7 protein-coding genes and 1 tRNA gene are annotated in these 13,246 nt (G+C 58.2%); 6 read left to right on the plus strand and 2 right to left on the minus strand.

Annotated features, from left to right (window positions below; all coding sequences use genetic code 11):
* Positions 1-3: 3 nt before the first annotated feature.
* Positions 4-1,029, minus strand: coding sequence for a tRNA (adenosine(37)-N6)-threonylcarbamoyltransferase complex transferase subunit TsaD (tsaD, locus tag KUF73_RS22720; protein ID WP_218440260.1), 1,026 nt, complete (start codon positions 1,027-1,029; stop codon positions 4-6).
* A 199-nt stretch (positions 1,030-1,228) separates the two neighbouring features.
* On the opposite strand from tsaD, the gene rpsU reads away from it, so the two are divergent.
* The 6 genes from rpsU to KUF73_RS22750 all read left to right on the plus strand — a co-directional run bounded on the left by rpsU (position 1,229) and on the right by KUF73_RS22750 (position 10,503).
* Entirely contained in the window at positions 1,229-1,444 is a 216-nt protein-coding gene (gene rpsU / locus KUF73_RS22725; protein ID WP_002551877.1) for a 30S ribosomal protein S21, read from the plus strand.
* Between the two features lie 480 nt (positions 1,445-1,924).
* Positions 1,925-3,904 (plus strand): DNA primase, encoded by a 1,980-nt coding sequence (gene dnaG, locus KUF73_RS22730; RefSeq protein WP_218440261.1) that lies wholly within the window; start codon positions 1,925-1,927, stop codon positions 3,902-3,904.
* 67 nt (positions 3,905-3,971) lie between these two features.
* Positions 3,972-5,819: an RNA polymerase sigma factor RpoD gene (gene rpoD, locus KUF73_RS22735; RefSeq protein ID WP_218440262.1), complete on the plus strand. Its 1,848-nt coding sequence runs from the start codon at positions 3,972-3,974 to the stop codon at positions 5,817-5,819.
* 122 nt (positions 5,820-5,941) lie between these two features.
* A complete protein-coding gene (locus tag KUF73_RS22740) occupies positions 5,942-9,688 on the plus strand; it encodes a bifunctional diguanylate cyclase/phosphodiesterase (RefSeq protein ID WP_218440263.1) in 3,747 nt (1,248 codons plus the stop codon).
* A 15-nt stretch (positions 9,689-9,703) separates the two neighbouring features.
* Positions 9,704-9,780 (plus strand) — tRNA-Ile (locus tag KUF73_RS22745).
* 381 nt (positions 9,781-10,161) lie between these two features.
* A complete protein-coding gene (locus KUF73_RS22750; RefSeq protein ID WP_218440264.1) occupies positions 10,162-10,503 on the plus strand; it encodes a DUF3077 domain-containing protein in 342 nt (113 codons plus the stop codon).
* A gap of 303 nt (positions 10,504-10,806) precedes the next feature.
* On the opposite strand, the gene KUF73_RS22755 is transcribed toward KUF73_RS22750, so the two are convergent.
* Positions 10,807-13,161 carry a glucose/quinate/shikimate family membrane-bound PQQ-dependent dehydrogenase gene (locus KUF73_RS22755; protein ID WP_218440265.1) on the minus strand — a complete coding sequence of 785 codons (2,355 nt, stop codon included), beginning with the start codon at positions 13,159-13,161 and terminating at the stop codon, positions 10,807-10,809.
* Positions 13,162-13,246 lie beyond the last annotated feature (85 nt).

Genomic DNA, 13,246 nt, shown 5'->3' on the forward strand with positions numbered 1-13,246 from the left:
TCATCACAGCGCTGACAATTGCTCCATCGGCCAGCGCGCCTGAACACTGATCGCCAGGCTTTCATGCTGACCGGCCTGCAAACGCTGGCAACCGGCAAACGCGATCATTGCGCCGTTATCGGTACAGAACTGCGGACGGGCATAAAACACATCGCCCTTCATGTCGCCGAGCATTTTTTCCAAAGAAGTGCGCAACGCCTTGTTTGCACTCACGCCGCCGGCAATCACCAAGCGTTTCATCCCAGCAGCTTTCAGGGCGCGCTTGCACTTAATGGTCAAAGTCTCTATCACGGCCTGCTGGAACGCCAGCGAGATGTCGCAACGGGCTTGCTCGCCGTCGTCCCCGGCGCTTACGCACTGCTGCCAGGTGTTCAGGGCGAAGGTTTTCAAGCCGCTGAAGCTGAAATCCAGGCCAGGGCGATCGCACATTGGGCGCGGGAAGACGAAGCGTCCTGCAACCCCTTGCTCTGCCATGCGCGCGATTTCCGGGCCGCCTGGATATTGCAGGCCCATCATTTTCGCCGTCTTGTCGAACGCTTCGCCTGCTGCGTCGTCAAGCGTTTCGCCCAGCAATGTGTATTGACCGATCCCGTCGACTTGAACCAGTTGCGTATGGCCGCCCGATACCAACAAAGCGACGAACGGGAATTCCGGTGGTTGCGACTCCAGCATCGGCGCCAGCAAGTGGCCTTCCATGTGGTGCACGCCCAGCGCCGGAATGCCCCAGGCAAACGCCAGCGCCTGAGCGCAGGAGGCACCGACGAGCAATGCCCCGACCAGGCCAGGACCCGCGGTGTAGGCGATGGCGTCGATCTCGGTCGGGACGCAGTCGGCTTCTGCCAACACCTGACGAATCAAGGGCAGCATGCGTTTGACGTGATCACGCGAGGCCAGCTCCGGCACCACGCCACCGTAGGCGCGGTGCAGGTCGATCTGGCTGAACAGCGCGTCGGCCAACAGGCCGCGCTCACTGTCGTAAAGTGCGACACCGGTTTCGTCGCAGGAGGTTTCTAATCCCAGTACTAGCATGGGTTTGCGCCTTGTTTAGGCTGAATTCGAAGGCGCGCATAATAGTCGTCGCGTGATGCCCCGACCAGCGGTTTTCGATCAGAGGCTTTGCAATCCGTGCGATGAGGGGTTAACATCCGCAACCCTTAAAAACCGACGTCTTCAAGTGCTCTTTTGCCGCGAGGATGTTGCCCCCGGTAATGAATGAAGGTAGCTCTGGATGCCAGCCGTCAAAGTAAAAGAGAACGAACCCTTCGACGTAGCTCTGCGTCGTTTCAAGCGCTCCTGCGAAAAAGCCGGTGTACTGGCTGAAGTTCGTAGCCGCGAATTTTACGAGAAGCCAACTTCTGAGCGTAAGCGCAAAGCAGCAGCCGCTGTTAAGCGTCACGCCAAGAAAGTTCAGCGCGAACAGCGCCGCGCCGTTCGTCTGTACTAATACACAGACGACCGTAGCAAGCTTCTGCCAAGCCCGGCTCTCAGCCGGGCTAATGGCATTTGCGTAAAACGCTTGATGCTTCACTGTCGAAGCCGCAGACGCGACCAAGACAAATCTGCTTCACCGCGTCAGACCTGGCTCTTTTGCCAGCGGTGCACGTCTTTTCTGACGAGCCTTTCAAGGCTACTGACGAGCACACCCACTGATTCCTCTCACGACGATCAGCCAAGGCACCTCCTTGCGTGCCAAATGATGAGCTATCCGAGGCCCATGACAGGCCGCAGACGGACTCAGCGCAACACTTTCAAATAGTCGAATACTGATTGGAATTAACGTCAGTGGATTTTCGGCAGATACACTTCCCGACAACGATTACGCAGACGACACCGGTCGAGCCGCACATCTTGCGCGCCCAAACAATGACCTACGTTCGGCTACCCTTCGTTCCGGACCCCATTCAGCGCAGATGACGAGAACGCCATGGCCGGGCTAATTCCCCAGAGCTTCATTGACGACCTTCTGAACCGCACCGACATCGTCGATGTGGTCAGCTCGCGCCTGCAAATGAAAAAAGCCGGCAAGAACTACACCGCCTGCTGCCCGTTCCACAAAGAAAAAACTCCATCGTTCAGCGTCAGCCCCGACAAGCAGTTCTATTACTGCTTCGGCTGCGGCGCTGGCGGTAATGCCCTCGGCTTCATGATGGATCACGACAACCTGGATTTCGTCCAGGCGGTCGAAGAACTGGCCAAAGCCGCCGGCATGGAAATCCCTCGCGAAGAAAGCGGCCGCCCGCACAAACCGCGGCAGCCAACCGATTCGCCGCTATACCCGCTGCTCACTGCCGCCGCCGATTTTTATCGCCAAGCCTTGAAAAGCCATCCCTCGCGCAAGGCTGCCGTGGACTACCTGAAAGGTCGCGGCCTGACCGGCGAGATCGCCCGCGATTTCGGCCTTGGCTTCGCACCTCCGGGCTGGGACAACCTGTTCAAGCACCTGAGCAGCGACACCCTGCAACAAAAAGCCATGATTGATGCCGGCTTGCTGATCGAGAACGCCGAATCCGGCAAACGCTACGATCGCTTCCGTGATCGCGTGATGTTCCCGATCCGCGATAGTCGCGGGCGCATCATCGCCTTTGGCGGCCGGGTTCTGGGCGACGACAAGCCAAAATACCTGAACTCACCGGAAACCCCGGTATTCCATAAAGGCCAGGAACTCTACGGCCTGTATGAAGCGCGCAAGAACAACCGCAATCTCGACGAGATCATCGTTGTCGAAGGCTACATGGACGTTATTGCCCTCGCCCAGCAAGGCCTGCGCAACGCCGTCGCAACCCTGGGCACCGCCACCAGCGAAGAGCACCTGAAGCGACTGTTTCGCGTCGTACCCAACGTGCTTTTCTGCTTCGACGGCGACCAGGCTGGTCGCAACGCCGCGTGGCGCGCACTGGAAGCAACTTTGCCGAGCCTGCAAGACGGCCGTCGCGCACGCTTCCTGTTTCTGCCCGAAGGCGAAGACCCGGATACACTGGTCCGTTCCGAGGGTACAGACGCCTTCCGTGCGCGAATCAACCAGCACGCCCAACCGTTGGCGGATTACTTCTTTCAGCAGCTGACCGAAGAATCGGACCCGCGCTCGCTCGAAGGCAAGGCCCACATGGCCACGCTTGCGGCGCCGCTGATCGACAAGGTGCCAGGGGCCAATCTGCGCATCTTGATGCGCCAGCGCCTGACCGAAATTACCGGCCTGAGCAATGAAACGGTCAGTCAATTGGCCCAAAGCGCACCACAGGAAGCGCCGCCCGCCTACGATCCCGGCGTCGATTACGACGCGATGCCCGATTACAGCGACTATCATCAGCCGCAGTCGCAAGAAATGTATGTGCCGCAACAAGAATGGACGCCGAAGAAACCCGGTGCTGGCGGCAAGAAATGGGACAAAAAACCCTGGGACAAGACTGGCAAACGCGGCGGTGATCGCGATCAACAGAGCGCCCCGCGCAAACCGATTGCAGTCGAAGCCCCCACATTAATTGCGCTACGCACACTCATTCATCATCCGCAATTGGCTGGCAAGGTAGAAACCGCCAATCATTTCGCCAATGAGAGCAACACCTACGCACAATTGCTGGTAGCCCTCATCGAAGCGGTGCAGAAAAATCCTAAGCTAAACTCTATTCAGCTTATGGCTCGCTGGCATGGGACCGAACAAGGACGCCTGCTCAAAGCCCTTGCAGAAAAGGAGTGGCTGATTGACGGCGACAACCTTGAACAACAGTTTTTAGACACCATTACTAGGTTATCAGCAGGTCAACACACCGATAGCCTGGAAGAACTCATCAGGAAAGCCAGGCAGCCAGGGTTGACTGCCGAGGAAGCAAATCAGATAGCAAATCAGATGCGCGACCTATTAAAACGCAATATGGCTGCACCAAACCCGACCTCAACTGGCGCGTGAGGTCATAGCTCAGGTATAATCCTCGGCTTGTTTTTTGCCCGCCAAGACCTTCAGTGGATAGGGTGTTATGTCCGGAAAAGCGCAACAGCAGTCTCGTATCAAAGAGTTGATCACACTTGGTCGTGAGCAGGGTTACCTGACTTACGCGGAGGTCAACGACCACCTGCCGGAGGATATTTCAGATCCGGAACAGGTGGAAGACATCATCCGCATGATCAATGACATGGGGATCAACGTATTCGAGGTTGCGCCAGATAAGGATTCCCTTATGCTGGCCGACGCCGATACCGACGAAGCCGCGGCCGAAGAGGCAGCAGCAGCGTTGGCAGCGGTCGAGACCGACATTGGTCGCACTACCGACCCAGTGCGCATGTATATGCGCGAAATGGGTACTGTAGAGCTCCTCACGCGTGAAGGCGAAATCGAAATCGCCAAGCGTATTGAAGAGGGCATCCGTGAAGTGATGAGCGCAATCGCGCACTTCCCTGGCACGGTTGATCATATTCTCTCCGAGTACACCCGCGTCACCTCCGAAGGTGGTCGCCTGTCCGACGTCCTTAGTGGTTATATCGACCCGGACGACGGCATTGCGCCGCCTGCAGCCGAAGTGCCACCGCCGATCGATCCGAAAGCCGTGAAAGCGGACGACGATACCGACGACGATGACGCCGAAGCTTCGGATGACGAAGAAGAAGCCGAAAGCGGTCCAGATCCGATCATCGCTGCACAGCGCTTTGGCGCCGTTGCCGATCAGATGGAAATCACCCGCAAAGCGCTGAAAAAGCACGGTCGCAGCAACAAGGCGACTATCGCCGAACTGTTGGCGCTGGCCGAGCTGTTCATGCCGATCAAACTGGTTCCGAAGCAATTCGAAGGCCTGGTCGAGCGTGTTCGCAGTGCGCTGGATCGTCTGCGTCAGCAAGAGCGCGCGATCATGCAGCTTTGCGTTCGCGATGCGCGCATGCCGCGTGCCGACTTCCTGCGCCAGTTCCCGGGCAACGAAGTCGACGAAAGCTGGACCGATGCGCTGGCCAAAGGCAAAAGCAAATACGCTGAAGCCATTGGTCGCCTGCAGCCGGACATCATTCGTTGCCAGCAGAAGCTGACCGCGCTGGAAACCGAAACCGGTTTGACGATCGCCGAGATCAAGGACATCAACCGTCGCATGTCGATCGGTGAGGCCAAGGCCCGCCGCGCGAAGAAAGAGATGGTTGAAGCGAACTTGCGTCTGGTGATCTCCATCGCCAAGAAGTACACCAACCGTGGCCTGCAATTCCTCGATTTGATCCAGGAAGGCAACATCGGCTTGATGAAAGCGGTAGACAAGTTCGAATACCGTCGCGGCTACAAATTCTCGACTTATGCCACCTGGTGGATCCGTCAGGCGATCACTCGCTCGATCGCCGACCAGGCCCGCACCATCCGTATTCCGGTGCACATGATCGAGACGATCAACAAGCTCAACCGTATTTCCCGCCAGATGTTGCAGGAAATGGGTCGCGAACCGACCCCGGAAGAGCTGGGCGAACGCATGGAAATGCCTGAGGATAAAATCCGTAAGGTATTGAAGATCGCTAAAGAGCCGATCTCCATGGAAACCCCGATCGGTGATGACGAAGACTCCCATCTGGGTGACTTCATCGAAGACTCGACCATGCAGTCGCCAATCGATGTTGCAACCGTTGAGAGCCTTAAAGAAGCGACTCGCGAAGTTCTCTCCGGCCTCACTGCCCGTGAAGCCAAGGTGCTGCGCATGCGCTTCGGTATCGACATGAATACCGACCACACCCTTGAGGAAGTTGGTAAGCAGTTCGACGTGACCCGTGAACGGATTCGTCAGATCGAAGCCAAGGCGCTGCGCAAGCTGCGCCACCCGACGAGAAGCGAGCATCTGCGCTCCTTCCTCGACGAGTAATCACAAAACCCCCGGCCCAGCCGGGGGTTTTGCTTTCTGCAGATTAAATCCCCCCGCTCTCCCCTCCCGCCGATTTGCCCGTCTACACTCGAAGCATTCCCCCGAGCCATAACGAGACCGTTATGCCCAGACTGCCGACCGTGCTTTTTTTGCTGTCGCTAATGACCTGGACCGCAACGGCTGGCGCGCTGACTCTGACCGACGAAGAACGTAGCTGGCTTGCGGCCCACCCAGACTTGCGCCTGGGTGTAGATGCGTCATGGCCACCTTTTGAGTTTCGCGATGATCAGGGCCGCTATCAGGGCCTGGCAGCAGACTATATCGACCTGATCCGCCAGCGTTTGGCGGTCAAGCTCACGCCCATCGAGCCTGTGAGCTGGACGGCAGTGCTGGACCAGGCCAAACAAGGCAAGCTGGATGTCTTGCCGGGCATCATGTCGACCCCGGAGCGTCAGGCTTTTCTATCGTTCACGCGCCCTTACCTGGACTTCCCGATTGTCATCCTGGCGCATGTCGGCGGGCCCGAGCCACGCAAAATCGAGGATTTGTACGGGCTAAAAATCGCCGTGGTAGAAAACTATGCGCCCCATGAGTTGTTACGCACCCACAATCCCGACTTGAATCTGGTCGCCATGCCCAACGTCAGCTCGGCTTTGCAGGCGCTGGCGACTGATGAGGTGGACGCCGTGGTTGGCGATCTCGCTTCCAGCGTATGGAGCCTGCGACAGCTCAAGCTGGACGGATTGTATGTCAGCGGCGAAACCCCCTATCGCTACCAATTAGCCATGGGCGTGCCGCAAGACAACAAAATTCTGGTCGGCATCCTGGACAAAGTCCTGGCGGACATGTCTCCGGCCGAAATCAGCTCTATCCAGGAACATTGGGTAGGCAACGTCCTCGATCATCGTACTTTCTGGTCCGATTTGCTGGTCTACGGCGTGCCTGGATTATTGCTGCTGATTATGGTGTTGGCCGCAGTGATCCGGGTCAATCGCCGACTAAGTTCGGAAATCACCCGTCGAGTCGATCTGGAGCAGGAACTGCGCAGCAGCGAATATCACTATCGCGGGCTGGTGGAGAGTTTGTCGGCCATTGCCTGGGAAGCGCGGATGAGCGACTTTACCTACAGCTATGTCTCGCCTCATGCCGAGGAACTGCTCGGTTATCCCCTGTCCCATTGGTTGATTCCGGGTTTCTGGCGCAACATCATTCACCCCGCTGACCTTATCCGCGCACAAAATTTCTGCGATCACGAAGTGCTGGCGGGGCGCGATCATAGCCTCGACTACCGGGTCATCACCGCTGACGGTCGCTGCTTGTGGGTGCGCGACATCGTCAGCCTGATCGAACACGGCCACGAGCCTGTGATGCGCGGTTTGATGATCGACATCACCGAAGCCAAGCGCACTGAAGAGGCGTTACGCCTGTCGGAACAGAAGTTTGCCTCGGTCTTTCAGCAATGCCCGGACATCCTGGTCATAGCGCGCCTCTCCGACGGCTGCCTGTTGGAAGTCAACGAAGCGTTCGAGGAGCAGATCGGGCTCAGCGCCGAAGAAGTCATCGGCCAGACCGCCACCGACCTCAACATCTGGGGCATCCCCGGCGTCGGGCCGGGATTGCTGCAACGCTTGCAGGCCGGCAGCATCCGCAACCTGGAGATGCCCTTTCGCCGCAGCAATGGCCAAGTGTTTACCGGCCTGATCTCAGCGGAGCCTTTCGACCTCGATACGACTCCAGCGCTGGTGGTGGTCGTACGCGACATCACCCAGCTCAAGGAAACCCAGCAACAACTGCAAACCTCCGAAGAAAAATTCGCCAAAGCCTTCCACGCTTCCCCCGACGGCTTGCTGCTATCGCGCCAGAGCGATGGCTTGCTGATTGAGGTCAACGAGGGTTTTAGCCGAATTACCGGGTTCAACAGCGCGATGTCTGTGGATCGCTCGGCGCTGGACCTGGGGATTTGGGTCAACTTAAACGAGCGCAAACAGATGCTCGATTTGCTGCACCGCGACGGATTCGTCCGCGACTTCAGCTGCCATATCCGCCGCAGTGACGGGCAAATCCGTCTCTGCGAAGTGTCCAGCCGGCCACTGCCGATTGGCGACGAAGACTGCATGCTGACCATCGCCCGCGACATCACCGAGCGCCATCTGATGCAGGAAAAACTGCAACAGGCCGCCACGGTGTTCGAGAGCACCGCCGAAGGCGTGTTGATCACCGACACGCAGCAACACATCAGCGCAGTCAATCGCGCTTTTACCGAAATCACCGGTTACAGCGAAAGCGAAGCACTCGGCCATACCCCGCGCTTGCTGGCCTCGGGCCTGCATGACAGCGCGTTCTACGCCGCCATGTGGCATCAACTGACCGCTGAAGGTCATTGGCAAGGCGAGATTTCCAACCGCCGTAAAAACGGCGAGCTCTACCCGAGCTGGCTGACCATCAGCGCCGTGCGCAACCGCGACAAGTTCATTACTCACTTTGTCGCCGTATTCGCCGATATATCCAGCCTTAAACACGCCCAGGCAAGACTCGATTACCAGGCGCATCACGATCCACTGACTGGCCTGCCCAATCGCACGCTATTCGAAAGCCGCCTGCTGACCGCACTCAATACCCAGAAGGAAAATGGCGGCCAGGGCGCGGTGCTGTTCCTCGATCTGGACCGTTTCAAACACATCAACGACAGTCTTGGTCACCCGGTCGGCGACCTGCTACTCAAGGGCATTGCCGTGCGCCTCAAGGAACAGCTACGGGATATCGACACCGTGGCGCGCCTGGGCGGCGATGAGTTCATCATCCTGCTTCCGGGCCTGCAGCAACCCAGCGACGCCGACAACCTCGCCACCAAGCTGCTCAATTGTTTCACCGCGCCGTTCCAGGCGGGAGAACACGAGTTCTTCATCAGTTCCAGCATCGGCACCAGCCTTTACCCACAGGACGGCTGCGACGTCGCCACGCTGATCAAGAACGCCGACGCGGCGATGTACCGCTCCAAAGCCAAGGGCCGCAATCGGGTCGAAAGCTACACCTGCGACCTCACCGCGCAAGCCAGTGAGCGCGTGGCGCTGGAACATGAACTGCGCCGTGCCATCGAGCGCAATGAATTGCAGCTGTACTATCAACCGAAAATCAGCCTCGACGACTATCGCCTGGTAGGCGCAGAAGCGCTGCTTCGCTGGCGTCACCCGACCCTTGGCGACGTATCGCCGGAACACTTCATCTCCCTGGCCGAAGAAAACGGCATGATCCTGCAAATCGGCGATTGGGTGCTCGAAACCGCCTGCCGGCAAATGCGCGAATGGAACCTGACCTACGAAGGCCTCGGCCCGTTATCGGTCAATCTCGCCGGCGCGCAGTTGCGCCAACCAAATCTGCTCGGCCGCATCGAACAGCTGCTCAAGGACAACCACCTCAAACCCGACTTACTGCAACTGGAAATTACCGAAAACTTCATCATGAGCCAGGCTGAGGAAGCGCTGGCCGTGCTGCATCAACTCAAGCATCTGGGTGTGCAACTGGCGATCGATGACTTCGGCACTGGCTACTCATCACTGAGTTACCTAAAGCGTCTACCGCTGGACATCCTCAAAATCGACCAGTCGTTCGTCCGCGGCCTGCCGGATGATCCCCATGATGCCGCCATCGTGCGCGCCATCATCGCCCTCGGCCGAAGTATGCAATTCACCGTGATTGCCGAAGGTGTGGAGACCCAGGCGCAGCAGCAATTTCTTGCCGATGAAGGCTGTGAACAGATCCAGGGCTACATCGTCAGCCTGCCCCTGCCCGCCGACGAATTTGCCGCGACGTTTCTTCGTTCAACCGTTTCAGACTTTTCGGATAGCACAGCCGCGAAACCGTCGCTATAATCCGCGGCCTACTGAGGGCCTATAGCTCAGTTGGTTAGAGCAGAGGACTCATAATCCTTTGGTCCACGGTTCAAGTCCGTGTGGGCCCACCAAACAAGAAAGCCGCGCAATGCGCGGCTTTTGCGTGTCTGGCGATTGGGTTTCGTTTACCAAATGTTGCGCATTATCGGATGACGCCCTCAGACCTTGTAGGCAAACTCCGAAACTCACTTTTTGGGCACGTTGCCGCCTTGTTGCGCTTTTCTTCGACGGGATAGTCTCCGGACGTCGCTGACCATTCAGCGATCGGGCTTGGAAACCCGTCGAAATTAAAAACAACAGTTTGCCCATTACGATCTTGAGTTATGGCGGCTGTGCGCGGGACGTCTTCGGGCGTGCCGGTTTCCTAATTTCCCGGTTTTCCAACCTGCGCACAGCTGCCACCCATTCGCTTGGAAACGGATGCGGCAGCCCATTAAATTAGGAGCTACACAATGACTAAATCGACTACATCCGATCCCTCAGAACTGAAAACCATCGGCTTCACGCCCTTCATCTACTGCTCAAACCAAACACTGTTCCACGTCAGCCGAGGCGTTCCCCTTGCCGATGCCCTGGCCCAGGCCCAGGCCTCCAACCTGTTGTATCTCGCGAAAGAGCTAACCCTGGACGCCGCCTACGCCAAAGACACCGACCGCCACGCTTGGGCTGCGCATTACCTGACGGCGATGAGCAAAGCTGTGATCGATGATGTGACGAAGGTGCTGGAGCGAGGGCCGGATCGACCGAAGAAGGGAGCAGATCCATCGAACTTGCGAATGATCACAGCAGCGTAGAAGTCCCAAAAATGGCCTTATCGATCCCTTTTTGGGACTTGTCCACTGAAAAAGCCAAGCTTCCCCTTCGGCAAAAGCAGCGAGAGCACTTATGCCAAACCTGGTTTACCCGCAACACACCTGCCATGCCTATGGTTGCTTCAGCAGCTAAGCACAAATTGAGCGGGGTTTTTTATACGGTTTCGAGCCATTTTCTACCGAGCCTACGGCTCCGCAAACATCTGAAAACGTCGTAATCGACGAACTCAAAGTCCAAAAAAAGCCGCGCAATCGCGCGGCTTTTTCGTACCCGCGATTCAGCCCTTACTCAGGCAACGCATACGCAATCACATAATCCCCCCGATCCGTCGACTGCCGCGCACCACCCACCGTCAGCAGGATGTACTGCTTGCCTGTCTTCGGCGATACATAGGTCATCGGACCCGACTGACTACCCACCGGCAAACGTGCCTTCCAGATCTCATTGCCGTTGCCGGTATCGAAAGCACGCAGGTAGAAATCCTGAGTCCCTGCGAAGAACAGCAGGCCCGACTGAGTGGCCAAGGAAGCACCAAGCGTCGGCATGCCGATGGGGATCGGCAAGTGCATGCGAATGCCCAGCGGGCCGGTGTCTTGTACGGTGCCGACCGGGACTTGCCACATCAGTTTGTGGGTCTTGAGGTCGATGGCGGACATGGTGCCGAACGGTGGTTTCTGGCATGGAATACCGGCCGCCGAGAGGAAGCGCTCGCGCATGGCACCGAACGGCGTCCCTTCCTGCGGCACCACGCCCATTTCGATACCGCTGGCCCCGGCACCGATCTTGTCGCGAGGGATCATGTAGTTGGCCAGGCCCAGGCGCATGTCGTTGACGAACATGTAGTTCGTGTTCGGATCAACCGAGACGCTGCCCCAGTTCATGCCGCCCAAGGAGCCCGGGAATTGCAGGGCGCGGTCCATGCCCGGCGGGGTGTAGACGCCTTCGTGGCGCATGCCTTTGAACTGGATGCGGCACATCAACTGGTCGAACGGCGTGGCACCCCACATGTCGGATTCGGTCAGGGTTTTGTTGCCGATTGACGGCATGTCCACCGAGAACGGTTGGGTCGGCGAATAGCGCTCGCCGGGCACATGGCCTTGTGGAACTGGACGCTCTTCAACACGAGCAATCGGCACGCCGGTTTCGCGATTCAGCAGGAAGATTTCGCCTTGCTTGGTGACTTGCGCCAAGGCTGGCTGGGTACCGCCCTTGTCGTCCGGCACGTCGTACAGCAATGGTTGCGCCGGCAGGTCGAAGTCCCACAGATCGTGGTGAGTTGTCTGGAAGTGCCAGCGCACCTGGCCGGTTTTCACGTCGATGGCGACGATGGACGAGTTCCACTTGTCGTCGAACTCGGTACGCTGGCCGCCGAAGAAGTCCGGGGTGGCGTTGCCGGTCGGTAGATAGACCAGACCGAGCTTGGCGTCGTAGGACATGGCCGACCACACATTCGGCGTGCCACGGGTGTAAGTCTCACCGGCTGGCGGACGTTTGGTGGTGTTCGGATTACCCGGATCCCACGCCCACACCAACTCACCGCTACGCACGTCGTAAGCGCGGACCACACCTGGCGGTTCGCCGGTGGAATAGTTGTCCGCCACGCGACCGCCGACAATCACTACGTTGCCTGCGACCAACGGGGTCGAGGTTTGCTGGTAGTAACCGGGCTTCACTTCGCCCATGTCGGTTTTCAGGTCGACGGTGCCTTTGTTTCCGAACTCTTCGCACGGCTTGCCGGTTTCGGCATTGATGGCGATCAGACGGGCATCGCCGGTCGGCAAAAACAGACGTTTCGTACAGGCAGTTGGCTGGTTGTCCGAAGAAGCAGGGGTTTCGGAATAGCCCAGGCCACGGCAACGCTGCCAGTTGGGTGCGGAGCCTTGCGGGTCGAACTTCCAGCGCTGGGCACCGGTGTCGGCGTCCAGGGCGAAGACTTTTCCGTAGGCGGTGCAGGTGTAGACCGTGTCACCGATTTGCAACGGGGTGTTCTGGTCTTCGGCACCGGCGCCGGTGCTCTGCGGGATGTCGCCGGTGCGGAAGGTCCAGGCGACCTGCAACTTGTCGATATTGCCCTTGTTGATCTGGTCCAGCGCGGCAAAGCGATTGCCGGCGGTGGTGTTGCCCCAGTGCGCCCAGTCTTTCTGTTCGGTGCCCGGTGCGACCGGTATTACGGTGGGTTCACTGCTGGCCTTGACCACGTGGGTTGGCACGAACATGTAAGCCATGGTCGCCACGATACCGACACCCAGAATACCGGCCACTCCATACGCGCCACGACCTGCGGACGCGCCTGAAGCACGTACCAATGTCGGATAAATCAGTACGACGACCAGACCGATCACAGCGAAGGTCAGCACACGCGAAACCAATGGCCAATACTCGAATCCGGCATCCCACACCGCCCAGATCGCCGTCATGATCAGTGCCAGACCATACAGCCAAGCGCCTGCCGGTTTGCGGCGGGCGATCATCAGCCCGGAAACCAGCATCGCCAGCCCCATCAGCAAGAAGTACCAGCTGCCGCCAAGCGCAATCAGATAGCCACCGCCGCCAGCGAGGCCGAGCCCGATCAGTGCAATCAGAACACCCAGCCCCACCAGCAACCATTTGCTGCCGGCGGCAGCCCCAGAATTATTCATGTCGGTAATTTTCCCCATTTGTGACAAGGGCGGAATAATGTACCACCTAGTTACTTATGGCAATTTGTCGCAGGCAGAAATGTAA

Origin of the sequence: Pseudomonas sp. PD9R (assembly GCF_019200975.1) — a bacterium.
Classification (GTDB): domain Bacteria; phylum Pseudomonadota; class Gammaproteobacteria; order Pseudomonadales; family Pseudomonadaceae; genus Aquipseudomonas.